Origin of the sequence: Methanolobus mangrovi, from assembly GCF_031312535.1 — an archaeon.
Taxonomy (GTDB): Archaea; Halobacteriota; Methanosarcinia; order Methanosarcinales; family Methanosarcinaceae; genus Methanolobus; species Methanolobus mangrovi.
Genome location: NZ_CP133594.1, coordinates 591,557 through 616,642, shown reverse-complemented (window position 1 = coordinate 616,642; position 25,086 = coordinate 591,557). Strand labels below are relative to the sequence as shown.

The window sequence follows — 25,086 nt, the reverse complement described above, 5'->3', positions numbered from 1 at the left end:
ACTCTAAAGTACAGCATGGAACAGTTAACTGATTTTATTCAAATAAAATAACAATAAAAATAGTAATTATGAAATGCACAGCATGTTCTAGGATTTCAGATACTAATTAGGAGGAATATCATATTAATTCCTGTGAGCTATTATTTTCATTGAAGAAAGAAGCTTCCAATCTATCTTCTGAGCATTTAATAAAGATTAATGAAAATAAAACAGAAGATATTCAGAGTACTCGTGGAAGTCTTCGGCACAATATCAGTTGTCTTGCAAGATATAACCATAAGATGTTTTCTGAACTGACAGACAGAGACCATCCTGATATATCTAAGGAGATTGACATTGAAAAACTTGAAGATTTTACATATAGGATCAATAAATATATGGATGAATATGCTCCCGATCAAAGAGACCTGAAAGAATATATTCGTATAATATCCACATATCTGGCTTTTATAGTGAAAGAACCGCTGCACCCTCCCGGAATGTTTGTAACTGTAAATCGGATGATCTTCAAGAACGGTAGCAGTTATTATTGCCCTGTAAAGAGCAAGCATATATTAGAGGCATTGTCTTTGTGCAAATACTGTGTTTGCAAAGCAATTGATTAAAACCTAATAAATTAAGTGCAAACATCAGAATCTGCTTTAAGCTTTTAGATCTCTTCTCCTTAATCATGGTTTTTTGTTTGTTCATTTTATTTTTGCCTACCTATATGCAGGTAGGTATTTATTATATGAGCATTATTCAAGTATATACAAGAAACAAGAAGCATGTGGACCTATATGACAGATATGAACCCTACCAATCAACAGATACTCCATTACGCAAGGCACTTTTTGCAATGCCGGGGTTATAATGGATTCAGCTATAGGGACATTTCCCAGAAACTTGGAATCAAAAATGCTTCGATCCATCATTACTACCCAAAGAAAGAAGATCTAGTTGTTGCCTTGCTTGAAGAAAGAAGAAAGAACTTAGCTATTTCTATTGCACAAGTAGTGAAAGCAGGAGGGTCTGCCCGTGAGCAACTTCAATACTATTTTGATTATGCATTACAGGAGTTCGAGGAAGGTAAAACGATCTGTCCTCCTGGCTCAGTGATCATGGGTTTTGAAGAACTTCCAGAGGAAGTTCAAAAGCAAAATAAGTTGCTAATGGATGATATACTTGACTGGATCACTAATGTTCTCAGAACCGGACTGGAAAAAGGGGAATTCAATTTTTCAGACTCCGTAGAAGCACGTGCGGAAGATGTATTCATAACATTGATGGGAGCCAGACTACTATCCAGCATTAAAGGTAGGAAAACACTTGTCAGATCAATTTCCTCGATCAAATCCGATCTTGGATGGAGGGGTTGATTTTTTTATCCACCTGTTGCCTATCTACATGTAGGTAGACAGGTTATAGATATTAAGCTATTTTTGCCATAAAGAACGGAAACCAGTAAGAGAAATAAAATTGGAGGAAATTTGTAATGCCTGTTATGAGTATTATTTCATGTAAAATAATGCAGGATGAAATTGTCTGGCTTTTCACCAATGATCCTGAAATCAATAAGATCATGATCGTAGAGAACGAGAACATTTCTGAATTTACAGAAAAACTTAGTGAACAGCATGTATCTTATGAGATCATACCTTTAGAAAAGATACCAAGTACTTTCGAGGAAATGGATAGAAATGAATCAATTGTAGTAGTTAATATTCTGGAACTTGGACTTCATGCAGTACCTAAAACACTGAAATCCGAGGTCTACCAGAGTATTAGGGAAATGATACCCTTCTCAGATGGGATACTGCTTTTTTACGGGCTTTGTGGAAATGTTTTGGGTAAGGTAGAGGAGGATTTCTGCCTTGAGAAAGATGGCTGCATAGTGAGGATATTGAGAGATGATGTAAGAATTGTGGATGACTGCATCGGAGCAACAGTAGGCGGTGGAGCTAATTATCTGAACTTGCTTAAAACACACAGTAAAGAACCTGCCTTCTTCTTCACTCCCATGTATGCCAGTTCATGGAAAGAACTTCTAGGCTTTACTAAATATCATCCAGACCCTGAAAAAGCGCTCAAGATGGCAAAAATGGTCAATGACCTTGCAGGATATTCAAGGGTTGCAAAGGTCAACACAGGCCTGACATACGTAAAGGATATCGATGCAAAGATCGAAGAGTATGCCAGTTTGTTTGGGTACAGTACCTTTGAGGTCAGCGGTAATCAGCAAATTTTCGAGAAATGTTATCTCTCGATAAAGGATGAAATAAAGACAAAACTATGTGAATAATAATTATGCCAGTGTTAAGTATAATTGCCTGCGAAATGCTTGAAGATGAATTGGTGCATGTTCTCTCAAAAGACCTTGATATCAAAAATTTGTTTGTAGTAGAGAACAGAAACAGTTTCAGATTTATACAGAAACTTAGATCAGATGATCTCAAGCCTTTTGTGTTCTTGTCTGACAAATTATATCCTATCGTATCAGAAATCGACAAAAGATCACCTGGCAGTTTAATGACTGCTTTTTCGAACATTCCACTCTTCAAGAAAATAAGTGATGCCGTAAATAGAAATAAGGAACAGGAATTAACAATTGTTGTGAATCTCCTCAGGAAAGATCTGCATTCTGATATTGATCGTTTGCAGTCTGAAGTGTATCTGAATGCCGGGGAAATGGCAAAAATATCAGATGGCATCCTTCTTTTCTATGGAAAATGTGGCTATAGTTCTGAAAAAGTGCAGGCCGACTTGCAGAAGCTTGATTGTCATGTTTATTTTCTGAAAGATAATGAAAGAAACATTGTTGATGACTGTATTAGTGTAGCACTTGGAGGGAACGAGGTCTACACAAAAACGATGTTACTTGGGAACGGCAAAGGAGCTATATATGCAACTCCGATGTGGCTTTCCAGCATGAATGGAACTGATTACAGATCAACTGAGTCTTATAGAAAAATCAGTAAGTATCTTAGCAGCCCGATGTATAGTCTTCTTTTTAAGATCAACAATCAAAACTGTAAAGATAGTAATTTTCACAGAAACGCTTCTGAATTTGCAAAGATATTTGATATGGAGACTATCCACGTTGATGGGACGATGGAAATAGCCGTCAATTCATACATGGAAGCTAAAACTAGTATTTGCGAGAATATGAGATACTAACGACAAAACATCCAATTATCCGTTTCTGGGTTTATGTATTTTATGAAACCTTACTCCCTCAGTCGTTAAAGGAGTAACTGGATAGCGTATCATTATAGATGAATAAATAGCAATTATCCTTTTTTAGCTTTTTAAATCTTGTTGCATTTTTCATCCGGTAAGATGATTCAATAGCAAACTCAGGTCGATCATCTCGATAGAGGTAACTAAATATAATTATAGTATTATATTGCAACTATTATTTTACCTTGTTCACTGGTACTGGAGAGATGCTTAATTGTCCACTCATAGCAATAATACTTATAAAAATTTGATTATAGGAATATCCCTGGTAATATTTATAGTGAGTTCTTTTGTTGTCGCAGCTTATGGTTACGATCTTATCTATGGTACAGATAAGATGTTAGAATCATCGATAGACTCTGCCAGACTTGAAGCGCATAGTGCTTCTTTACAGGTATCCTCAACTCTGATCGTCCTTTCGGATACATCCCAATTGATTGCCTCTAATCTGAATTCCGGGAATTTATCGGAAGATCAGGTTGAAGAGCTACTTTATAGATCGATCAATTCTAATCCCAATATATTTGGGGTTGGTGTAGCCTATGAAAAAGGTGCTTTTGAGAATTATGAGGTGGATCCGCAATCCCTGCCCCTCTATGCACCAACCTATTCAAGAAAATATGGTGAGCCACAACTTTTCCAGGCATCCTATGATTATACTCTGGAAAATGGTGAGGAAGAGAATGTACCGAACACTGAATGGTATCACCGTGCATTGACCGATGGAGGAGGATGGAATGAGCCGTATTTTGGTAGCCGCAGCAACAGGTACATCTTTGAATATTCCACACCTTTTGAATCTACATATGCCATGCAACAGGGAATCTCTCCTGCAGGAGTTGTCTATGCAAGTTATTCCCTTGAAGGCTTGAGAGATATAATAGGTTCTCTGGAATTAGGAAAGACTGGATATGGATTTATTGTTTCTCAAGATGGAGATGTCATCTCCCATCCCATAGAGGATTATGTAACCAGAAACATTTCAGATATTTCAAAAACTGACAGTGTATTAGGTCAGATCACCAGTGACATATCCCCAGGCACTGTTAGCACTGTGTACGATAGCAATAGTGGAAACAAACTATGGGTATTCTATGAGGAAATACCTCAAACCGACATGGTCCTGGGTGTTGTGCTCAAAGATGACGAAGTTCTGCATTATATGAATGAGGAACTCTATCATGAGAAGATATACCTTTCACTGGGCATCATAGGGTTGCTGACATCTCTTTCGATCATCATTTTCACCAGAAATGGAACTACAAAAGCTTCCATGTGGAAAATAGTGATCATATTCTCGATTCTTTGTTTTATCGAGATTGGGGTTGTATGGAATCTTACCATGACCAATAATGTTTCTGAAAATATGGATGATATCATCCTCTACGATGAATCCGGACTTGAAAGCTCCCTGGAAAAGGTATATCTCAATGACGTGAATACAAAAGAAGCAACTAGTGATTCAATGTTAAAGGTTCCCACCGGAATGTTTATCCAATCCATTGAGTTCGCATCGGGAAATGATGTAGTTATTACTGGCTATGTATGGCAGAAGCATGTCGAAGGTATTGCTGATGATTACGTTCCCGGAATTATTTTCCCGGAGTCTGAGTCGACAAGTATCACCAATGCTTATGAAAAAGATGGTGTTACAGGCTGGTACTTCGAAACAACACTACGTGAACAATTTGATTACATAACTTATCCATTTGACATGGAAACTGTCTGGATCAGATTATGGAGCGATGGCTTTGATGATAACGTTGTCCTGGTCCCTGATCTGGACTCGTATTACTCGATTACTCCGGAATCCACGCCTGGTATCGAAAAAGACTTTGTTCTTGAAGGCTGGGATATCACTAAGAGCTATTTCTCATACAAAGTCAATGAATACGATACCGACTTTGGTATCAATGGATACAAAGAAAATGCTAATCCTGAGCTATACTTCAATGTAGAGATGAAGAGGGACATTGTGACACCCTTCATCACATATATGAGTCCTCTGCTTCTGATTGCATTGTTGTTGTTCATTGCACTTTTCACAGAGGTCAAGTCAGACACCGATTCTTCGGAGATATTGAAGTATGGTGCCTCATTGATGCTGGTATTGATGGTAGCACATGTTTCTCTGCGAGAGAGCCTTACGGCATCCGGCATCATTTACCTTGAGTACTTCTATATCATTATGTATTTCATGGTGCTGGCAATTTCCTTCAATGCCATTATATATGCTTCAGATAGGAAGATACCAGTGATAGAGTACGAGGACAATGTCTTTGCAAAACTGATGTACTGGCCTGTTATGCTGTTTTTGATCTTGATGGTAACTTTGGCCACGTTCTTCTAGCGAAGTGTGCAATTACAGATCATCAGTGTATTCTCACTGATGATCCCTATTTTATTCTGAAGCTGATTTCAGGTATCAATTTAAAAGTGCAGAATAATGGCTCTGTAGAAATCCTCTAAATTCAAACAATTATGAAAGTCAATAAAACATCAATATGTTGCCATGAATGGTGACGATTCTTGCAGAACATAGGCAACAGATTATGATTTCAATAGGTTTTCTACAGAGCAAAAATAATTAACCTTTATTTCGGATTATTGAAGAATTCTCTGAGATGTTCAAAAGTTTCATATCGAGGATAGCACCTGCACAACCTATGGAAAGTACATATTATTTCAACAAAACTCACATTGAAAAGTAACAATTAAAGATTGTGGGCAAAATTATGATACAAGTAGCATGATTATAAAATATAGTGAATTAAAATAAAGATGGCCAAACAGAATAAAATAAAAAATTAAGTATATATTGCACTGGAAACACAAGGGTATAAATATCATAATATGATTAAAAAGTCAGTCTGACACATGGTTGTAAAATTGCTTGTGATTTTATCAAAAATTATGACGAAAACCTGACAAATATAATGCCACATGTAGTAATAATATATTTTTATTAAGTATATTTATATATATGACGCCTTATATAACATGCGAGGACATGTATCCCCAGTGGTATACTTTACAGATATGGAATGAATTGAGATTGGTAATATCTCTGATTGCTAACCATACTACATGTTTTTCAAAGAAATTCAATTCATGTAGATGGAATAATAACATTCCAATGGTCCTGAATGTTCAAAAAAGGCATTTAGCACCGTTACTCCAATACTTTGTACAAATCTTGCACTTAATCAATTTTCAATTATATGGGATACTGGATACATGCCATGTTGCACACGGAAACAACAGATTTGGTATGTATATTCAGGTGAAATAGTTTCATAGATACTGGGAGTATGCTAGATGGATTTTAAAAAAATAACTATTCGTCATAAAATATTGATAGTATCTTTGTTATTAACTATATTACCCGTAACGATTGTTGGTTTTTATGCTTACGACCAAACAGAAGCTGGCACCTGGTCACAATTGGAAGGGTATTTGAATGACCAATTGTTCCTTGAAAAGGCCTATATAGAGTCTACTTTCTCCCTTGCACAAGACAAAGTAAATAGTGACCTGGGAGTTGCAAGGACCGTTTTTTACTCTAACGGCAATCCCGAAATTGTTGATGGACAAATGATACTAGGTAAAGATTATGTTGTCAACAATAATTTTGAGATTGTCGATAATGTCAAGAATATGGTAGGAGGGACTGCTACTGTATTTCAGGTACTGGATGGAGAGGCTGTAAGAATCTCTACTAACGTTATCACCAATGAGGGAGAAAGAGCAGTCGGTACCACAGTGTCGCAACCAGTGTATGATACAGTTGTCACCAAAGGTGAAATGTTCTACGGAAGAGCATGGGTAGTCAATGCCTGGTATCTGACCGCATACGAACCAATCAGAAATAGTGCTGGTGAGATTATAGGTATCCTTTACGTTGGTGTTCTTGAAGATCCATTTATCAATACGATAAGGCATCATATGGGTGGAATTGTTGTAGGTGAGACTGGATATATCTATATAATGGACTCTGAAGGAAATATTCTCATTCACCCTAGTATAGAAGGTGAGAATGTCTATGAGTATGACTTTGCAAAAGATATTATCACTAACAAAGAAGGTATTATTGCTTATGAGTGGGAGGGTCGCGAAAAAATTGCAGGCTACACCTACTATGAGCCAAATGATTGGTATATAGTATCAAATACTTATTATGAAGAGTTTGCAGGTCCTCTACTGGCAATTAGGAACAGTTTAATAATGGCTGTTTTAGTCTTTGTAATTCTTGGTATTTTAGCTTCATTCCTTCTAAGCAAATCTATTTCTGGTGGAATTGAAAAAATAGTTACTGACTTTAATGACATAACCAATGCTACTCTTCAGGGTAAACTGGACAAGAGAGCAAATATTGATGTGGGTATTGATTTAGAGGCAATACCCAGGAGTTTCAATCAGGTACTGGATGCTGTTAAAGAGAATGAAGAAAAGCTCCAGACATTCATAGACAATGTTCCTGTCGGAATCTTCCGTACTAATTCTGATGGAAAAGCCCTTCAGGCAAATCCTGAGATGATACGAATCATAGGCAGAGAGAGTAAAGAAGAAACCCTCGAATACATGCAGAATGTAGGAGAACAATTATATGTTAATCAGGAACGTCGTAACGAGCTTATCAATGTCCTTGCAAAACAGGGTCATGTTGAGAATTTTGAATTTGAGGCTTTACGTGCAGATGGTAAACATGCCTGGCTAATGATCAATGCAAGAACAAATGTAAAAGCAAAACCAGGCGATAATCCTTTTTTAATAGATGGTTTTGTCCTTGATATTACAGAACGCAAAAAAGCAGAAGAAGCACTGAAAAAAACCGAATTGAAATATAGGCAGGCACACAATATACTGCAAAAGGTCATTGAGAGCCCTAAAGATGTTGTCATATTTGCTCTTGACAAAGATTATCAATACATTGCCTTCAATCAAAATCATCAGATTACAATGGAACATATATGGGATGCAAAAATAGAGATTGGTGTCAATATGCTTGATTACATCAAAGATCCTGCAGATGCGGAAAAAGCAAAAGTGAATTTTGACAGAGTACTTGCAGGTGAAGCCTTCACGATTATTGAAGAATACGGTGATTCTTTACTCGGAAGAAAATGGTATGAGAATGTGTACAGTCCTCTTGAAAGTGATAAAGGAAATGTTATCGGACTTACTCTGTTCCTGACTAACATCACTGAGCGTAAACAAACTGAAATGGCACTTCTTCAAGCTAAAGTCCTGGCTGAGGAATCAAACCAGATTAAATCGGAGTTCATTGCAAACATGAGTCATGAACTTCGCACACCACTCAATTCTGTTATTGGATTCTCCCAAATGTTGAATGAAAAAATATTTGGTGATCTGAATGAAAAACAAATGCATTATGTTTCTAATATACAGAAAAGTGGCAACCATTTGTTAGAATTGATCAATGATATTCTTGATATTTCAAAAATTGAATCTGGCAATATGGAATATTCACCTGAAATGACAGATCTCAAACAAATAATGGATGAAATTATAGTGCTAACGGAACCTCTGGTTAAAGAAAAGAATATTGGTTTTGAAGCCAACAGTGAATTCGAAAAGCTGGAAATAAATGTCGATAAAATGAAGATCAAACAGATCATGTTCAATCTTCTTAGCAATGCGATCAAATTCACACCTAAAAATGGCAAAGTATGGTTTGATTCTAAAATAATGAACGGAAATATTCAGATATCTGTATCCGATAGTGGTATTGGAATTCCCCTAGAACACCAAAAAGCCATATTTGACCCGTTCAAGCAAGTAAGTTCATCGGCAAACCGCACTTATGGAGGAACTGGGTTAGGACTTGCTATTGTGAAATATTATGTAGAGATGCATTCTGGGGAGATACATGTTGAAAGTGAAGTTGGCAAGGGAAGTAAATTCACATTTACGATACCGATTGGTTTGAGAAATGCTTGATTAGTTGTAGGATGATTCTTATTCATAACCACGTTTCATGTAGACGTGTTAAATGTAAACAAGGCTCTGTGAACTCAAATCCTTTCAAATTATGAACTGGTTCTCTATCTGAATACTTGTTAATGGAAGCTAAACTTGACGAATCAAGGAAGGAATTTCTGAGAATTTAGCTGACTTCATACAATACAAAGCACTTATAATATTTAGAAGTGCGAATTATCTTAATAAAGCGTAGCATTCTAAAAAGAAATGGTGAACAAAATAACAGACTTCCACCATACAATAATATGAAAATATTAGTGTTTTGCACTGGAAATTTTGGGGTATAAAATCAGTAATGCTACAAAGCTAGCATAGTTCTTCTTTAATTAATCATGTTGTCAGTAAAACTAGTTTAATATGAGTACTTTTATATAAGTTGGTTCTGTGTAATCGAGATGTTGTGCAATAAGTAAACAAATAGTATAATATATCTACCACATCCAAAATTCGATTGGCTGTGGGTTTTAAAGCTGTCATAGAAGTGGTATAATGAAAAATGATAAACAGTCTTCCAAATGCATTCAAGATGAAATAAAGGTAGACTATACTCAATTAATCAATAACAATAACGCTGTTATGTTTCTTATTGACCCTGAAAGCCTGCAAATCATTAATGCTAACAATGCTGCTTCTAATTACTATGGTTGGTCATGTGAAGAACTCAGACAAATGAAAATAAGCCAAATAGATTTATTGCCTGAAGAAAAAATAAGAGCTGAGTTCTCAAAAGCGATAAAGTTGGTTAAAAACAACTTTACTTTTAAGCATCAACTGCATAATCATGATATCCATGATGTCGATATTTGTGCAGTACCCATCAACACTGAAGAAAAAACCCTTCTTATCCTCACAGTCTATGATATAGCTAAAACAAATGAAAGTGAAAAGGAAGCGCTTCTTGTAAATGAAGCTACTAAAAGAGATGTAAGATACTTAAAGAGCAAAAGTGATCAAATTATTAATAACTCCATCAGTGGAGTATCTGTCCTCAAAATGATCTTTAATGAGGATGGGAAGCCAATAGACTGTGTCTTTTTAGAAGCAAATCAAACTTTTGAGAAATGTACAGGACTGAAAATAACCGATATCATTGGAAAGTATGTTACTGAAGTTCTTCCATGTGTTGAAGAAACATCCTTAATAGAAACATATGGAAATGTTGTTCTCACCGGCATACCTGCAAATTTTCAAACATTCAACCCACAGCTAAATAAACATTATTCTGTAAACGCATGTAAAATTGAAGACGATTGTTTTGCCGCTATTTTTCAAGACATCACCGAACACAAAGAAGTAGAACTTGCGTTAAGGAATACCGTGGGACAACTGCGCACACTGGTGAATACTATTCCTGATCTTATATGGCTTAAAGATGTAAATGGTACATTCCTCGGATGCAATCATAAGTTCGAACAGTTTTATAATGTGAGTGAAGAAGATATCATTGGAAAAACGGACTATGATTTTCATGATAAAGAACTTGCAGATTTTATTAGACAGAAGGATATGAAAGCATTAGAGGCTGATAGGCCTTTAATTAATGAAGAAATAGTCACCCGTGTTGATGATGGTTATCCTGAATACATAGAAACAATAAAAAGTCCGATGTATGATTCAAATGGAAAACTCATAGGTGTGCTGGGGATTGGCAGAGATGTTTCCGAGAGAATGAATGCTGAGACGGCACTTAAAGAAAAGAGTAATGAACTGCAGAGAAGCTATGAAAGATTCCTGGTAGCTGTGAATGGTTCACAGGATGGTATATGGGACTGGGACCTGTATACAGATGAAATATATTTGTCTCCCCGATGGAAGGCAATGATCGGTTTTGAGGACGATGAAATCCCCAATAAATTACCTACACTTATAGACGGGATCCATCCTGATGACAGCAAGAGGGTGCTGAAACACCTTGGAAAATACCTGAAAAATGAAATATCCGATTATAAGATTGAATTCCGCTTCCGCCATAAGAATGGAAATTATATATGGGTGCTGGCAAGAGGAGCAGCCCTGAGGGACGAGAACGCATTCCCCTATAGGATGGCAGGTTCACACACCGATATTACTGAAAGAAAAAGAGCCGAGAGTGAATTGTTAAATTCCAAAATAGAGGCTGAAAATGCAAACAAGATAAAATCTGAATTTCTTGCAAGCATGAGTCATGAACTTCGCACACCACTTAATTCAGTTATTGGTTTTTCCCAAGTATTGAATGAGAAAATAATGGGGGACCTGAATGAAAAGCAAATGCGATATGTTTCTAATATACTGAAAAGTGGCACTCATCTGTTAGATCTGATCAATGATATTCTTGATATTTCAAAAATAGAATCTGGCAACATGGAATATGCACCTGAAATAATGGATGTCAGAGAAGTAATGGATGAAATCATTGTACTAACAGAACCCCTGGTCAAAGAGAAGAATATTGATTTTGAAGACCACGGGAAATTCGAAAAACTAGAAATAAATGCTGACAGGATGAAAATCAAGCAAATCATGTTTAATCTTCTTAGCAATGCAATCAAATTTGCACCTAAAAATGGAAAAGTGTGGTTCGATTCTAAAGTAATGAACGACAATGTTCAGATCTCTATATCCGATAATGGCATTGGAATTCCTTTGAAACAACAAAAAACTATTTTTGAACCATTTAAACAAGCCAGTTCATCTACAAGCCGTACTCATGGAGGAACAGGACTTGGACTTGCAATTGTTAAGTACTATGTAGAGATGCATTCCGGAGAGATTGCAGTTGAAAGTGAAGTAGGTAAGGGCAGTACGTTTACTATCACAATTCCAATTGATAATTGATTTGGACTAATTGATATTATAATTCCTAATTCTTGCTTTGGGTAGACAGTCACCTACAAGAGCCCCTGCACCCCATGATAATGCGGCTAAAAGCCCAAAGATGTTCGCGAGATTTTCAATCACTAGCATTTGTTTCTCCGTAAATCCGTTGTTCGATAGTTTGAAGTAGTTTACATGTACAAATGACGTTTAATAATTTAGTCTGCATGCCACATGAATTTATTGTTATAGTTCTTTTGAGTGTTGTTAAATCATCGGTATTCAGGCATAAAAGGAGCTCTGAAACTATGGACGTATTAGAAGCTATTCATTCTCGTAGATGTATCCGGAAATATACGGATGAAAGCATAGCACCGGAAACGATCAAAGAACTATTATCTGCTGCCATGAGTGCGCCTTCAGCTGTGAATGCACAACCATGGGCATTTATAGTAATCGATGACCGCAAGCTGCTGGACGAGATCCCTACATACAGTCCTTATGCAGCCATGGCCCGTAATGCTCCACTTGCAATTCTTGTCTGTGGAGATACAAATCTGGAAAAAGCTCCGGGATTCTGGGTACAGGACTGTTCGGCTGCAATACAGAATCTCCTGCTGGCCGCTCATGCACTGGGCCTTGGTGCGGTGTGGACTGGAATTCACCCTATGGAAGACAGGGTGGAGGGTTTCAGGAAAGCTTTCAATTTGCCGGAACATGTGATACCCCTGGGATTGGTACCTGTTGGATATCCTGTACAGGAGGCTGGCCCGCAGGACAGGTATATGGAAGAGAAGGTATACCACAACTCATACGGTAAAAAATAATGAATCTTTTTAGTATCAGGATGATTCCATGACAATAAAGGTAGTCGCAAAACACTATGTTAAACCTGAAAAAATTGAAGATTATATTGGTTTGAGCAAAGAATTGGTCAAAGAGACATTGAAAGAAGAAGGCTGCATTGAATATGGTCTTTATCAGGATTTAAAGAATCCACTAATCTTGACAATGATTGAGGAATGGGAAGATAATAACAGCCTGGGAAGGCACTTTAATTCTGAACATTTCAAGGAGATAGTTCCTTTGATGGCAAATCTCTGTGAAAAAGAAACGGAAATCAATGTTTACAATAAAATTGTGTGATATTTAATGGATACGATTATTACGCCAAGAGAATTAGACACAATCGCGTATGTGCAAAAACCATCCGCAAATGGCATCTTAACTTGATGATTAAAGAAGGAGTTACTGAGAGCTTAGCTGATTTTATACAGGGCAGAGCACCTGCAACAGTAGGGAGTGCTCATTATCTTAACAAGGTTCAACAATCGAAGGAAGCGTATAGAAAAATAGTCGGGAATTTTGGGGGTTTGAAAAAGTAAAATTATGTATCGAAGTGCTATTTTCTATTTAGAACAGGATGCTGAAGCTGATTAAAGAGTTATTATGAATGCTCATGTTGGAGAAAGGTTGGATATTTGGGAGACAGTTTTAAACGAAAATGTGTTTATTTCAAAAATGATTTGTATTCGGATATGACCTGCTTTTTATGAGCAAGTCACTCCACATATACGCTATTAGAGTTTGTTCTTCTGAAAAATGTAGAACGCATAACCATATTCATCCGGGAGTTTTCTGAATAGTTCTATCTCTTTTCTGTTAAACTCAAGTATCATTTCTGCCTCAGTGTTTCCTTTGTAGTTATCACTGATTTCATCAACTCTTTTTTCCAGATTGTCATAAAACTCGTACCAGACAGAAACTGGCAGTTTAAAGTGATCAATAACATCATATCCTACTGCTGTGATTACTTTTTCAGTGTCAGATATGTTCATTATACCAGGATATATTTCCTGCCAGAATTCTACAACTTCCGGAGAAGGTTCGTCTGTGAACCATGTATTCTCTGTCAATGCCATGTAGCCACCATCTTTCAAGAACTGTTTCCAGTAGCTGATTCCCTTTTCAAAACCAAGGATAAAGATGGAGCCTTCTGCCCAGATCACGTCGAATTCTCCTGCTTCAAAAGGCAGGTCATCCATAGAAGCACAAACTGTGCTGATCCTGTCATCAACTCCTTCTTTAGCTGCATTTTCCATTAGTTTATCCAGAAAAGGCTGGTAAATGTCAGTTGCAGTGATATGACAGTCCTTGCAGATACTAGCAAGGTGTATTGTCTGCATACCTACACCACATCCAATGTCAAGGATCTTAGTACCTGCAGGAAGGGAAGAAAGCATATTAAAAGCTTTTTCAGTACATTCATTACTTCCCGGACCCTGTCTAGGTAACCCATCAAATATCTCAAAAATTGCTGATTCCATTTTTGCACCTATATTCATCATTTATTTTACTTGATATAAATGTGCAATAAAATCAATATGATTTTTTGATAATTACAAATTTATATGTTCAAGCAGTGGTTCTTAATACCACGCAGAATAGATAACAATTTTACTTTACAATAAACTAAAAAGTAGTGAAAAGATGGATGAAAAGTTACTTGCAAATATCGGTTTAAACAAATATGAAAGAACCGTTTACTGGATGCTTTTGAAAAAAGGAGAGCTGGAAGCAAGTAAATTATCACAGTTATCACGAGTTCCCATTGGAAAGATCTATGAGGTTTTGACGGATCTGAACAAGTATGGCCTTGTGGAGATAAAACCTTCAAGACCACGAAAATACAGGACTGTTGATACGAAAATTGCTTTTGAAGTTATGTATAAAAGAAGAGAAGAAGAAGCACTCAATGAGCTCAAACTACTCAGGGAAGCATTTGCTGAAATTGAACAGCAACTTTCCAACGACGATTCTCCAAAGCATGTTGAAACAATATTCTGGCCCGATAAGTTCCATGATTATGATGAACTAAAAGAGACAGTTAATTCATTTTTTGAGGATATTGAGCATGAAATATGTGTTGTTACTCCCAGTAAGTATAAACCAGGAGTATCAGCACAATATGATGATTCAATGTCAGTATTCAGCAAGGCTTACTTAAATTTGGCACAGAGTGGTATTCATGTTAAAATTCTGGATTCCCACTCTCAACTGTTACCTTCAATAAAAGAACTTGTTACTTCAATAGAAGATGAATACGTCATAAATAATTTACAGAAATTCATGGAAATAAGAATTCTGGAAACAAAGCATGATTTCGTGATCTTTGATTCAAAGACTCTCTTCCTTGATATTGAAGACCAGATCAATACGGGTACAAGTCTTGGTATGACACAGATTCATGATGAGGCATATACAAAGCGTTTCAAAGCTAAATTCGACGACCTCTGGACCAAGGGGAAGCGATTCAATATCACATAAGCTGATCCAGGTTATGAGCTTCTTACTGATGCCTGCTAGTTTGTAATCTCATTGAATTGTTAAATGATATTTTTTAATAAATTGCAATTTAATTGAGGGTCAGATGATTTTTTAAGAGATCCGTTTTTACAAATTAACTATATCCCCCTAATTTACTGAGAAAGGCATAATTTGAATCAGATGTAATGTACAAGGTTGGGAATAGACAAATACCAACTTATGAGAACGATGGCTCTACAAACCTCCGCCTCAAATAGGCATTACTCCTTCTAACACCCCATCCATACAACAAAAACCAGCATCTACAGACGTAGTAACTAACTGCAATTCTAACAATATTTCCAACTTAGCCAAAGTAAAATCTGAACTATCATGTTGCAATAACGAAAAAGAACTCTCTAAGAGCTTAGAATCAGAAAAAGTAGTAAAGTGTGGTGGGCCCGATGAGATTCGAACTCATGACCCCCGCCGTGTAAAGGCGATGTCATAACCGGCTAGACCACGGGCCCACATTGTTTGCGAATAAAGTTGTTCGGTGGCGCTTTCGCCCACGAGCAACTCCTTAATGTAACTAGTTGTATATAACCTTTTTTGATGAAAAATGCCTGAAGATTGCGGCAGAGATATAATTCAGGAAATATGGCCTTCTAATTTGATTTCCTTTATATAGTTTTTAGATTTAAGATTGCATCTCCATTGATGAGAAATAACTACAAACGGTTTCCTTCACTTCATCCAACCAAATCGGCCTTAATTGTGGGGGAACTGTCCGCAATTGTCCTGAACATCCTGCGGCTGTAATTAGTGACTACGCAGAAATCAAAAACGCAATCCTTCCATATCCTCTCCAGCAGGTCACCGAAAACGGTGTTCTCCCTTTCTTCCGAGGTATTAGAAGTTTCAATACGACAGCAGCCTTTATTTTTAAAATACTGATGGGAAATCCTGAGCCATTATTTCCCTCAACAAAATGTATCAGTATAAAAAATAAATGTTTGGATGATTTCAGACCTGATAATCAACAACAACTCGATCTTCATTTATCTTACCGACAAATTCAGCGACCTTCATATGTTCAGGATGGTTCTGATATATTCTTAGTGCTTCCTCGTCCCTGAACTCGGAATAAAGAACAACATCGTAAGCAGCAGCTGAAGGATTTTCATTGACCCCCACCTCGATCATTTCAATCTCCGGGATTACATCTTTGAGAGTCTCAAGCATTTCCTTCATGAGCAATGCATTTCCAATGTTGCTCTTTCCTTCAGCGTTCTCCTTTAGCTTCCACATTACAATATGTTTTAACATAATATTTCCTCTATTCTGAAAATGTGAACATGTCTTTTATGTTTAACCATGGATGAATGGGATTTTCAGAAAACAATCCAGATATGCATTTAAATAATAACAAAGTGAAATAGGGCACTGTAATGGCTCACGATACAAGTGATGAAGACGAGGACTACGAAATAGAAGTCGTCGAGGAATACATTGGAGATTACGGAAGTGTCCGCTCCATAGTACGTGAGGCGTTGCCATTTGAACTCATGGCAACAGTAGGAGGAGTAATATCAGGACTCATCCTTTCAGGCATGAGCAATGAACTTGCACTTATTCCCGGACTGATAGTGATCACACCTGCTGTACTTGGTATGCGCGGGAATATCTCCTGCACACTGGGCTCCCGTCTCGGGAGTGCCATACACATGGGTCTTATCACAAAGATAGACCGTAATCCTGAACTTGTTAACAACGTTTCCGGCTCCCTTCTCCTGAGTTTAATGATGTCGATCATACTTGGAATTGTAGGACATCTGATAACCGTAGGACTTGGCCTGCAAAGTGCAGGAGCATTCACCCTTACATTGATAGCAGTCCTGGCAGGTGTTTCCTCAGGTATAATCCTATCATTTGTAGCGGTCTTGCTCGCACTTGGTATGTTCCGCTTCGGATTCGATCCCGATAACGTGGTAACTCCTGCTATTGCCACCATCGGTGATATCGTATCCATGATAATGCTCTTTATGGCTGCAAAGGTGGTGCTTATGATATGAGCTACTACACAGTAAGAGGTATTGTCGGAAGAGGATTCCCAATCCTTCTGGTCACATCCATCATAGGCATATTCGCAGGCCAGATCCTTAACTTTGAAATTGATAAACTTGTCTCAATGCCCATCATACTTGTGCTAATACCCTCACTCATCAAAATTGGCGGGGACACGGGAAGCATGCTCGGTGCGAGACTCTCATCATCCTTTCACATGGGTCTTGGAAGCCACCTCCACAGAAACCCCGTTGTTCGTAACAGTGTCCTCGCAGCCCTCATTGTAGGGCTTAGTGCCTGCATCTTCGTAGGCATCATGGTCTGGATAACGGGAGAAGCGCTTGGCATTGGAATGCCATTCATAACACTCATGGCACTATGCCTTATAGCCGGCTCGTTTGAGCTGCTGGCAGTCTTTTCAGCCACCATTACCATTGCATTTGCATCTCACAGGTTCGGAGTGGATCCCGATGATACGGTAATCCCACTTATCGCAACGCTTGGCGACCTTATCGGGGTCAGCGGAATATTCATAACAATGCATATCCTGAACCTAATCTAAACGATAATATAATTAAAAAACAAATACATAATAAGAATATAATGAACGGTAGAAACATATGAGACCAAAGGAAATTAGGTATATCCCACGCAATCTCAAGGACCTTTTAATAGAGATGAAGGATACATCCGAACTCATGGTAGACCTTGCATATTCAGCAATGGTCTATGATGACGAGGATATTGCAGAAGAAGTAATGCGACTCGAAGAAAAGATGGACACACTTGACTATCACATGAAGATCGCTGCCATGCTCAGCACAAGACGTGTTGAAGAGGCCGAGGAGATGTCAGGTGTGCTTCAGGTTGCCCGTGCATCGGAAAATATAGCCAATGCTGCAGGCGACATTGCCAAAATTGTTCTGATGGACATGGGTATTCCCATGGAATTAAAGCTTGCAATGAGAGAAGCTGATGAAACCATCACCAGAGCAACAGTGAGAGAAGAATCCACCATTGCAGGCAGGAACCTGGAAGACATCGAATTGGATACAGAAGCAGGAATGTGGATAATTGCTATCCGCAGGAATGATGAATGGATATACGACCCCAACCACCAGACCCGCATAAGACCAGATGACGTGGTTTTTGCCCGCGGTCATGACGAAGGTGTCCCTCTGTTCATTGAGCTTGTAACAGGTCATAAATACGTTCCAAGGACGATGCAGCATGAGAGATTTTTGATAGACCTTGAGAAAGCTGTTGACATTATTGTGGAAATGAAGAACATGGGAGAGCTTTCCGTAGGACTTGCCTATTCTGCCCTGTTATTCGATAATGAGGACATCGCACATGAAGTGAAGGCTCTTGAAGCTGAAATGGACTCTATGAAGCATGAACTCCAGCACTGGGTACTTGAAACTGCAAAACATGTCCCTGATGTTAATATTCTTCGAGGACTCCTGCAGCTGGCAAACTCTGCGGAAGCAATTTCAGATGCTGCTTACACCATTGCAGATACAGTCCTCAGGGATATCGAACTGCACCCCATCATCACTATTGCTGTCAGGGAATCCGATGAGGTCATCACCAAACTGGTGGTCCAGGCCTGCTCACCAATAGTCGAGAAGACATTTGGCCAGTTAAAACTTGAGACTGAGACGGGAGTCCATGTAATGGCCATCAAAAGAGAGGACAGATGGGTTTACAGACCTAACAAGAAAACAATTGTAAGGGCTGGAGATATACTCATCGCCAGAGGTTCACACACAGGAGAAGAAGCGTTGTTTGAAATGTGTGCCTGTCCGCTTGACGATAAAAATGATTCCTGATCTTTCGATCAGGACATTATTTCTACGGAACCATCTTTCTTACCGATGTAGACCTCGTCTACATTGGTAAAGATACCGTGTTCCACAATTCCGGCTACTTGCGAAAGAAGAGCAGAAATAATCACAGGAGTCTCGATAACGCCAAGACTTGCATCGATAATGAAATTACCATTGTCGGATATGACCGGGCCATCTTTTCTTGATGCAAGACGCAGTACCGGATCTCCTCCCATTTTCCTTACCTGTTTTGATACAAGTTCCTTTGCATATGGAAGTACTTCCAATGGAACATAATGATTGAGTTGTTCACTGTATTTTGATTCGTCAGCAACTATCACAAAGCGTTCTGCAGAACGTGAAACAACCTTTTCACGGGTATGTGCAGCGCCACCGCCCTTGATCACATTCAGGCCGGCATCTATCTGATCAGCGCCATCAATAGCAATATCAAGTTCAGGGTGCTCGGCAAGTGAAGTAAGGGTGATACCTGCCTGGATAGCAAGCATCTCTGACTGGTATGATGTTACAACTGCAATGATGTCAAGACCTTCATCAACACGCCTTCCAAGCTCGGCTATTGTGTAAGCGGTTGTGGAGCCGGTACCAAGACCGACAACCATACCATCAGTTACAAGATCAGCCGCTGCAATTCCTGCAGCTTTCTTTTCAGGACTTTCTCCTGCTGGATTTCTTTCTTTCATAAGAACTCATCCTGTGAATGTATTATGGAGAAAGTCTTCGCCTGTCTCTTGGGAAGAGTACGACATCACGGATGTTCTCAACACCCAGCATAGTCATAACAAGCCTTTCACATCCAATACCCCATCCTGCGTGTGGTGGCATACCGTACCTGAAAGCCTTAAGGTAGAATTCGAATCCCTCTGGGTCAAGACCCTGTGACTCGATCCTGCTTACAAGAAGCTCCGGAATGTGTATACGCTGTGCACCTGATGAGAGTTCCATTGTCCTGTGCATCATGTCGAATCCCTTTGAAAGAATAGGATTGTCCTCATAAGGCATAGCATAGAATGGCTTTATCTCGGTTGGCCAGTCAATGATGAAATAATGTGATTCGCCGGTTTCCTTGAATACGTGTTCACCGATAGTATGCTCGGCAGCAGTACCAAGATCGTCGCCCCAGTTGAGCATTTCATCTGCGTTGGCATTGACTATCTCGATAGCCTCATCATAGGTAACTCTCTTGAATGGAAGTGCCGGTACTTTTAACTCGACACCGAGAACCGCAAGTGAATCGGATGCCTTGTCAATTACCTGTTCATAGATGTATGCAACCATTTCCTCAAGGATCTCCATTACATCGAAGTGGTCACAGAAACTTGCTTCTATGTCAATGGAGGTTGCTTCGTTAAGATGTCTGCGGGTGTCGTGTTCCTCTGCCCTGAATATAGGACCTATCTCAAATACCCTGTCAAGTCCGCCTGACATAAGGATCTGCTTGAAAAGCTGTGGACTCTGGTTAAGGAATGCTTCCCTGTCAAAGTATGTGATTGGGAAAAGGGATGTTCCACCTTCTGTTGCTGTTGCCACTACTTTTGGACTGGAAGTTTCAATAAATCCATTGTCTGTAAGGAAATTCCTGACAGCTCTGAGTACTTCATGCCTTATTTTGAAAATAGCTGTGGTCCTTTCCCTTCTAAGGTCAATGAACCTTGAATCAAGACGTGTGTCAAGTTCAGCTTCAACCTTTCCGGTCGTGTCCATTGGCAATGGTGAAGCTGACTCATTGATGAGGTTTATCTCATCTGGAATGAGCTCATATCCATTTGGAGCCTTTGCTTCTGGCTTTACAGTACCTGTTATAGATATAACAGATTCCCTGACAAGTTTTCGGGCTGTTTCCAGAAGTTCCGGATCTGTCTTCTTTTTTACCAGTGTGACCTGGGCTCTTCCTTCACGGTCCCTGAGCACAACAAAACAAATTCCACCAAGGTCACGAACTTCGTGTACCCATCCGGCGACAGTGACCTTCTGGTCACCCAGTTCCTCCGGGTTAATCTGTGACGTATAATGCGTCCTGAGATTTGCTAATGACATATAATTCACCTGATCTGACTGAAATTATTCACAATTTTATAATTGATATTCAATAACTGATATTCGCTTCAATACCTAATTAATTCGTTATAAATCTAATTACTACAATCGCTATAGTTACCATGTAGGTCATACGAGTGAAGATAAGTCACTCAATACTCCTTTCATTGATCTCATATCTGATATCTTCTTTTAAGATATCCAGCACAGTAGCGTAATCATCTGACTGGCCAAGTGTCCACATCATCTTGACAAGGGCAACTTCAGGAAGCATATCCTCACCTTCAATTGCACCGGCTTTCAGTATATCCCTACCAGTGTCGTAAACCCTGTCACATATCCTTCCGTTGAGACACTGTGAAGTAACTATTACGGGGATATTACTGGATGTAGCTCTCTCTATCTTTGGAATCCAGTCGGTTGATACATGCCCGAGTCCCGTGCCTTCGATAACTATACCCTTATAGCCTGCATCAATGAAATATCCAAGGATATCAGGACTTGTACCAGGAGTGAATTTCACAAGAGCACATTTTGGTTCCAGCGCATCCCTGAGTGACAGTTCCTTTTCGTTTCTCTTAATGTATGGAAGGGAAGCGGATATCTCACCGGTAGCATAATCCACAGAACCGATAGGTTCTGAATTGATAGACCTGAAAGCATCTCTTCTGGATGTATGCATCTTGCGGACCTTGGTCGCACGGTGGATAGAGCAACTGTCATCTGAACCATCACTGTGCATGACAACCGTAACCTCAGCAATGTCACTGACTGCAACCTTTGCAGCACATATGGCATTCATGGCATTGTCACTGCTTGGCCTGTCAGCACTTCTCTGTGAACCCACAAACACAATAGGCACAGGAGTGTCTATCATAAATGATAATGCAGAAGCAGTGTACATCATAGTGTCTGTCCCGTGAGCGATAATGATACCATCAGCACCGTTCTTAATCTCTTCAACAACAGCCCTGGCAAGCTCCTGCCAGTATTCTGTCTTCATATTCTCGGAAAGAATGTTGTAGATAGCCTTTCCACTGAAATTTGCGATCTCAGTAAGCTCAGGAATTGCCTGTAGTATATCATCCGCAGAGAACTGGGAAGTTACAGCACCTGTTCTGTAGTCTATTTTACTGGCAATGGTTCCTCCGGTTGAGAGGATAGATACCTTTGGAAGACCTTTTTTTGGCTTTATTTCAGCTTTTACTGCTTTCTTTGCTGAAGCTCCCATATCAGCTTTCTTCTGTACAATTGTAACAGTGGCACCCTCAGGTTCAATTCCTGCATTGTAGCCGCTGACCATCTTAATAATAATGTGACCGGTTGTACTTGGCATAACAATGCCTTCATACTCCACACCGGACTTCTCGACCTTTACTCTGTCGCCCTCTTCATAATCCATGATCATCACTTAATTACCTGTAAGTCTAAGTATAAATCTAAGCCTAAGTTAAGTGTTCATTGCTATTCAATGAGATAAGTTAATCGTAATATATGCCTTAAGCATTGTTTCCTGTATACTTTTCAACAATACCGTAAAGAACCTTCAAGGATTCCTCAATACCGGCATTCAGCTCTGAAATACTTGCTTTTGTACCCTCAAGTTCTTCAAATCTGATCTTAATTGCCTTTTCCATTTCAGTAGGTGCAGGACCACCTGTTATTGAACGCCTGTTGATGTTAAGAACAGGATCAAGGGCTTCCTTTACCATTACCTCAGTAAGACCCCTGGAGCTTAAGGTTTCCCCGATAACATCCTTTGCTACTGCATCGACATCAGCAAGTGTAGGGTTTCCATCTCCTCTTGCCAGTACACCGACTATCTGGTGAGCTGTCCTGAAAGGAATTCCGCCGGCCCTTACCATTGTGTCTGCAAGTTCTGTTGCAGTTGTAAAACCAAGAACTGACTTTTCAGCCATGCTTTCAGTGTTAATCTTCATGGTAGCTATCATACCTTTTGTGATACGGACAGCGCTTCTTGTGGTTTCAACTGCACGCCACATGTTAGGTGTTGCTTCCTGAAGGTCACGGTTGTAACTCAAAGGAAGTGCTTTGCATAGAGAAAGCAGAGCCATAAGTGAACCGATTACCGTGCCAGCCTTACCTCTGACCAGTTCAGCAGAATCAGGATTCTTCTTCTGTGGCATTATTGATGATGTGGAAGCGTACATATCATCAAGTTCAACAAAGGAGAATTCGGAAGTTGACCAGATGATGATTTCCTCTGCCATTTTACTGAGGTTCACCATGATATTGGACATCACTGATGCTGATTCTATCAAGAAGTCACGGGTGCTTACAGCATCCATTGAGTTTCCAAGCAGAGCATCAAATCCTAAAAGTGAACATGTTCTTTCACGGTTGAGATTAAATCCGGTTGATGCGAAAGCTGCTGAACCCAATGGAGATTTGTTAACTCTTGAGAATGCACTGATAACACGCTCAATATCCCTGCCGATAGCATCTGAATGTGCAACAAGGTGGTGTGCAAATGTGGTTGGCTGTGCATGTTGCAGGTGTGTAAATCCTGGCATAAGAGTCTCTGTATTGTCTGATGCTCGGGTAAGCAGTGCCTTACGAAGCTCTGAAAGCTCTTCGGTCAGAGATAACAATTCATCCCTTAATCTGATCCTGATACAGGTTGCAACTTCATCATTGCGGGAACGACCGGAGTGCATTCTGCCCCCTGTATCCTCACCTACAATATCTATAAGCCGGGATTCCAGGGAAATGTGGATATCCTCATAACTGTGGTCTAGCTCTTCAATGCCTTCTTCCCTTATTTTTAAAAGCCCGCTGAGAATCTTGCTGCAATCTTTCTCTTTAATGATACCCTGCTCATGTAGCATAACTGTGTGAGCCATGTCTACCAGGACATCAGCCTCAAATATCCATTTGTCAGCGGACATTGATGATGTGAAATTTATCATATCTTCATCAGGTGTTGAAGATAAGCGGCCTCTACGTAAAATATCGCTCATGTGAACCCTCGTAATTGTAAAACATAATTGAAAAGTAATCCTGATTTTAATCCTGATTTTTAGCGTGGTATTGGTCTAAATACTTAAATAAGAATCGGTTTTTTGAACATTGTCGAACCAGCCGGGACATTTCTGTCAGTTTAGATAATCTATTTATACGAACCGTAATATATTATCAAGACATATATTATGTGTGCGGTTTGTAATGTGCTAATACATTTCCGTATTGATTGAGGTAAAATTATGGCTAACGTGAATGAAAGATTTCAAGATAATATTGACGAGGATCTCCACCAACTTGTAATTTTTAATCTTGGCTTAGAAGAGTTCGGTGTGAATATCATGCAGGTACAGGAAATAATCCGAATGCCTGAAATAACAAGGATTCCAAGGTCCCCTGATTACATAAAAGGAGTAATCAACCTGAGAGGAAAGATAATAGTGGTCATGGATCTTGACAAACGCTTTGGAATGTCACAAAAAGAGTTAACCGATGAATCCCGCGTTGTTGTTGTGGATATAGAGGGTACCGTAATCGGCCTTGTCGTTGATTCGGTCAGTGAAGTAATACGCCTGCAGGGCTCTAACATTGAACAGACACCAGAGATAATTTCCCAGAAGATAAATGCGGAATTCCTAAAGGGTGTCGGCAAACTGGAAGACAGGTTACTCATTCTTCTTGACCTTCAGAACATCATTAATGAAAGTGCAATGTAATTTCACTTTCATTTTCTTAATTCCAAAATGGTACAACCAAATAATACTTATACCACCTTTGCCTCTTCGTCTGTTTTTCATTTATTACAATTTTTGCGCATACGTATAGT

At 39.0% G+C, this 25,086-nt stretch carries 21 protein-coding genes and 1 tRNA gene; 15 read left to right on the top strand and 7 right to left on the bottom strand.

All coding sequences use genetic code 11. The annotated features are described in order from the left end of the window. Window positions 1-122 precede the first annotated feature (122 nt). From RE476_RS03115 to RE476_RS12890, 10 genes are all read left to right on the top strand, one after another. Window positions 123-605 carry a DUF2115 family protein gene (locus RE476_RS03115; protein WP_309309548.1) on the top strand — a complete coding sequence of 161 codons (483 nt, stop codon included), beginning with the start codon at window positions 123-125 and terminating at the stop codon, window positions 603-605. A gap of 174 nt (window positions 606-779) precedes the next feature. Continuing rightward, window positions 780-1,358 carry a TetR/AcrR family transcriptional regulator gene (locus RE476_RS03110; RefSeq protein WP_309308943.1) on the top strand — a complete coding sequence of 193 codons (579 nt, stop codon included), beginning with the start codon at window positions 780-782 and terminating at the stop codon, window positions 1,356-1,358. 116 nt (window positions 1,359-1,474) lie between these two features. Beyond that, window positions 1,475-2,281, top strand: a complete 807-nt coding sequence (locus tag RE476_RS03105) for a DUF1638 domain-containing protein (protein WP_309308942.1) — start codon at window positions 1,475-1,477, stop codon at window positions 2,279-2,281. A gap of 5 nt (window positions 2,282-2,286) precedes the next feature. After that, window positions 2,287-3,156, top strand: coding sequence for a DUF1638 domain-containing protein (locus RE476_RS03100; RefSeq protein ID WP_309308941.1), 870 nt, complete (start codon window positions 2,287-2,289; stop codon window positions 3,154-3,156). Window positions 3,157-3,499: 343 nt separating this feature from the next. Beyond that, on the top strand, window positions 3,500-5,569 hold the full coding sequence (locus RE476_RS03095; RefSeq protein ID WP_309308940.1) for a PDC sensor domain-containing protein: 2,070 nt from the start codon (window positions 3,500-3,502) through the stop codon (window positions 5,567-5,569). 968 nt (window positions 5,570-6,537) lie between these two features. Then, on the top strand, window positions 6,538-9,180 hold the full coding sequence (locus RE476_RS03090) for a Cache 3/Cache 2 fusion domain-containing protein (RefSeq protein ID WP_309308939.1): 2,643 nt from the start codon (window positions 6,538-6,540) through the stop codon (window positions 9,178-9,180). A 531-nt stretch (window positions 9,181-9,711) separates the two neighbouring features. Then, window positions 9,712-12,039 (top strand): PAS domain S-box protein, encoded by a 2,328-nt coding sequence (locus tag RE476_RS03085; protein WP_309308938.1) that lies wholly within the window; start codon window positions 9,712-9,714, stop codon window positions 12,037-12,039. 287 nt (window positions 12,040-12,326) lie between these two features. Beyond that, window positions 12,327-12,845, top strand: a complete 519-nt coding sequence (locus RE476_RS03080) for a nitroreductase family protein (protein ID WP_309308937.1) — start codon at window positions 12,327-12,329, stop codon at window positions 12,843-12,845. 28 nt (window positions 12,846-12,873) lie between these two features. Beyond that, entirely contained in the window at window positions 12,874-13,164 is a 291-nt protein-coding gene (locus RE476_RS03075) for a putative quinol monooxygenase (protein ID WP_309308936.1), read from the top strand. Then, window positions 13,161-13,403, top strand: a complete 243-nt coding sequence (locus RE476_RS12890; RefSeq protein ID WP_406600976.1) for an integrase — start codon at window positions 13,161-13,163, stop codon at window positions 13,401-13,403. The genes RE476_RS03075 and RE476_RS12890 overlap by 4 nt, the downstream gene beginning before the upstream one ends. 195 nt (window positions 13,404-13,598) lie before the next feature. On the opposite strand, the gene RE476_RS03070 is transcribed toward RE476_RS12890, so the two are convergent. Further along, entirely contained in the window at window positions 13,599-14,345 is a 747-nt protein-coding gene (locus RE476_RS03070) for a class I SAM-dependent methyltransferase (RefSeq protein ID WP_309308935.1), read from the bottom strand. Window positions 14,346-14,508: 163 nt separating this feature from the next. On the opposite strand from RE476_RS03070, the gene RE476_RS03065 reads away from it, so the two are divergent. Continuing rightward, window positions 14,509-15,345 carry a TrmB family transcriptional regulator gene (locus RE476_RS03065; RefSeq protein ID WP_309308934.1) on the top strand — a complete coding sequence of 279 codons (837 nt, stop codon included), beginning with the start codon at window positions 14,509-14,511 and terminating at the stop codon, window positions 15,343-15,345. Window positions 15,346-15,777: 432 nt separating this feature from the next. Here the strand turns inward: RE476_RS03065 and RE476_RS03060 are convergent. Together RE476_RS03060 and RE476_RS03055 are read right to left on the bottom strand one after the other, a co-directional pair. Beyond that, a tRNA-Val gene (locus tag RE476_RS03060) sits at window positions 15,778-15,854 on the bottom strand. A 496-nt stretch (window positions 15,855-16,350) separates the two neighbouring features. Beyond that, window positions 16,351-16,653: a Dabb family protein gene (locus RE476_RS03055; protein WP_309308933.1), complete on the bottom strand. Its 303-nt coding sequence runs from the start codon at window positions 16,651-16,653 to the stop codon at window positions 16,351-16,353. A 122-nt stretch (window positions 16,654-16,775) separates the two neighbouring features. Here RE476_RS03055 and RE476_RS03050 point away from each other — a divergent pair, with 122 nt between their 5' ends. From RE476_RS03050 to RE476_RS03040, 3 genes are read left to right on the top strand one after another with little or no spacing between them, the layout of a single operon-like run. Then, a complete protein-coding gene (locus RE476_RS03050; protein ID WP_309308932.1) occupies window positions 16,776-17,399 on the top strand; it encodes a magnesium transporter in 624 nt (207 codons plus the stop codon). After that, window positions 17,396-17,953, top strand: coding sequence for a magnesium transporter (locus RE476_RS03045; protein WP_309308931.1), 558 nt, complete (start codon window positions 17,396-17,398; stop codon window positions 17,951-17,953). Before RE476_RS03050 ends, RE476_RS03045 begins: the two co-directional genes overlap by 4 nt. A gap of 58 nt (window positions 17,954-18,011) precedes the next feature. Continuing rightward, on the top strand, window positions 18,012-19,223 hold the full coding sequence (locus RE476_RS03040; protein WP_309308930.1) for a potassium channel family protein: 1,212 nt from the start codon (window positions 18,012-18,014) through the stop codon (window positions 19,221-19,223). An 8-nt stretch (window positions 19,224-19,231) separates the two neighbouring features. Here RE476_RS03040 and rpiA read toward each other — a convergent pair whose 3' ends face one another. The 4 genes from rpiA to argH form a co-directional block, all read right to left on the bottom strand. Further along, entirely contained in the window at window positions 19,232-19,924 is a 693-nt protein-coding gene (gene rpiA, locus RE476_RS03035; RefSeq protein ID WP_309308929.1) for a ribose-5-phosphate isomerase RpiA, read from the bottom strand. Between the two features lie 22 nt (window positions 19,925-19,946). After that, a complete protein-coding gene (gene aspS, locus RE476_RS03030) occupies window positions 19,947-21,278 on the bottom strand; it encodes an aspartate--tRNA(Asn) ligase (protein ID WP_309308928.1) in 1,332 nt (443 codons plus the stop codon). A 148-nt stretch (window positions 21,279-21,426) separates the two neighbouring features. After that, entirely contained in the window at window positions 21,427-22,680 is a 1,254-nt protein-coding gene (gene gatD / locus RE476_RS03025; RefSeq protein ID WP_309308927.1) for a Glu-tRNA(Gln) amidotransferase subunit GatD, read from the bottom strand. A 97-nt stretch (window positions 22,681-22,777) separates the two neighbouring features. Next, window positions 22,778-24,259: an argininosuccinate lyase gene (argH, locus tag RE476_RS03020; RefSeq protein ID WP_309308926.1), complete on the bottom strand. Its 1,482-nt coding sequence runs from the start codon at window positions 24,257-24,259 to the stop codon at window positions 22,778-22,780. 243 nt (window positions 24,260-24,502) lie between these two features. Here argH and RE476_RS03015 point away from each other — a divergent pair, with 243 nt between their 5' ends. Continuing rightward, window positions 24,503-24,976, top strand: coding sequence for a chemotaxis protein CheW (locus RE476_RS03015; RefSeq protein ID WP_309308925.1), 474 nt, complete (start codon window positions 24,503-24,505; stop codon window positions 24,974-24,976). Window positions 24,977-25,086 lie beyond the last annotated feature (110 nt).

Excerpts from the sequence above, each read along its gene's own strand:
- RE476_RS03085 (WP_309308938.1), top strand. The coding sequence starts at position 9,712 with ATGAAAAATGATAAACAGTCTTCCAAATGCATTCAAGATGAAATAAAG.
- argH (WP_309308926.1), bottom strand. The coding sequence starts at position 24,259 with ATGAGCGATATTTTACGTAGAGGCCGCTTATCTTCAACACCTGATGAA.
- RE476_RS03045 (WP_309308931.1), top strand. The coding sequence starts at position 17,396 with ATGAGCTACTACACAGTAAGAGGTATTGTCGGAAGAGGATTCCCAATC.
- RE476_RS03090 (WP_309308939.1), top strand. The coding sequence starts at position 6,538 with ATGGATTTTAAAAAAATAACTATTCGTCATAAAATATTGATAGTATCT.
- RE476_RS03015 (WP_309308925.1), top strand. The coding sequence starts at position 24,503 with ATGGCTAACGTGAATGAAAGATTTCAAGATAATATTGACGAGGATCTC.
- RE476_RS03065 (WP_309308934.1), top strand. The coding sequence starts at position 14,509 with ATGGATGAAAAGTTACTTGCAAATATCGGTTTAAACAAATATGAAAGA.
- RE476_RS03040 (WP_309308930.1), top strand. The coding sequence starts at position 18,012 with ATGAGACCAAAGGAAATTAGGTATATCCCACGCAATCTCAAGGACCTT.
- RE476_RS03080 (WP_309308937.1), top strand. The coding sequence starts at position 12,327 with ATGGACGTATTAGAAGCTATTCATTCTCGTAGATGTATCCGGAAATAT.
- RE476_RS03100 (WP_309308941.1), top strand. The coding sequence starts at position 2,287 with ATGCCAGTGTTAAGTATAATTGCCTGCGAAATGCTTGAAGATGAATTG.
- RE476_RS03070 (WP_309308935.1), bottom strand. The coding sequence starts at position 14,345 with ATGGAATCAGCAATTTTTGAGATATTTGATGGGTTACCTAGACAGGGT.
- RE476_RS03110 (WP_309308943.1), top strand. The coding sequence starts at position 780 with ATGACAGATATGAACCCTACCAATCAACAGATACTCCATTACGCAAGG.
- RE476_RS03075 (WP_309308936.1), top strand. The coding sequence starts at position 12,874 with ATGACAATAAAGGTAGTCGCAAAACACTATGTTAAACCTGAAAAAATT.
- RE476_RS03050 (WP_309308932.1), top strand. The coding sequence starts at position 16,776 with ATGGCTCACGATACAAGTGATGAAGACGAGGACTACGAAATAGAAGTC.
- aspS (WP_309308928.1), bottom strand. The coding sequence starts at position 21,278 with ATGTCATTAGCAAATCTCAGGACGCATTATACGTCACAGATTAACCCG.
- gatD (WP_309308927.1), bottom strand. The coding sequence starts at position 22,680 with ATGGATTATGAAGAGGGCGACAGAGTAAAGGTCGAGAAGTCCGGTGTG.
- RE476_RS03055 (WP_309308933.1), bottom strand. The coding sequence starts at position 16,653 with ATGTTAAAACATATTGTAATGTGGAAGCTAAAGGAGAACGCTGAAGGA.
- rpiA (WP_309308929.1), bottom strand. The coding sequence starts at position 19,924 with ATGAAAGAAAGAAATCCAGCAGGAGAAAGTCCTGAAAAGAAAGCTGCA.
- RE476_RS03105 (WP_309308942.1), top strand. The coding sequence starts at position 1,475 with ATGCCTGTTATGAGTATTATTTCATGTAAAATAATGCAGGATGAAATT.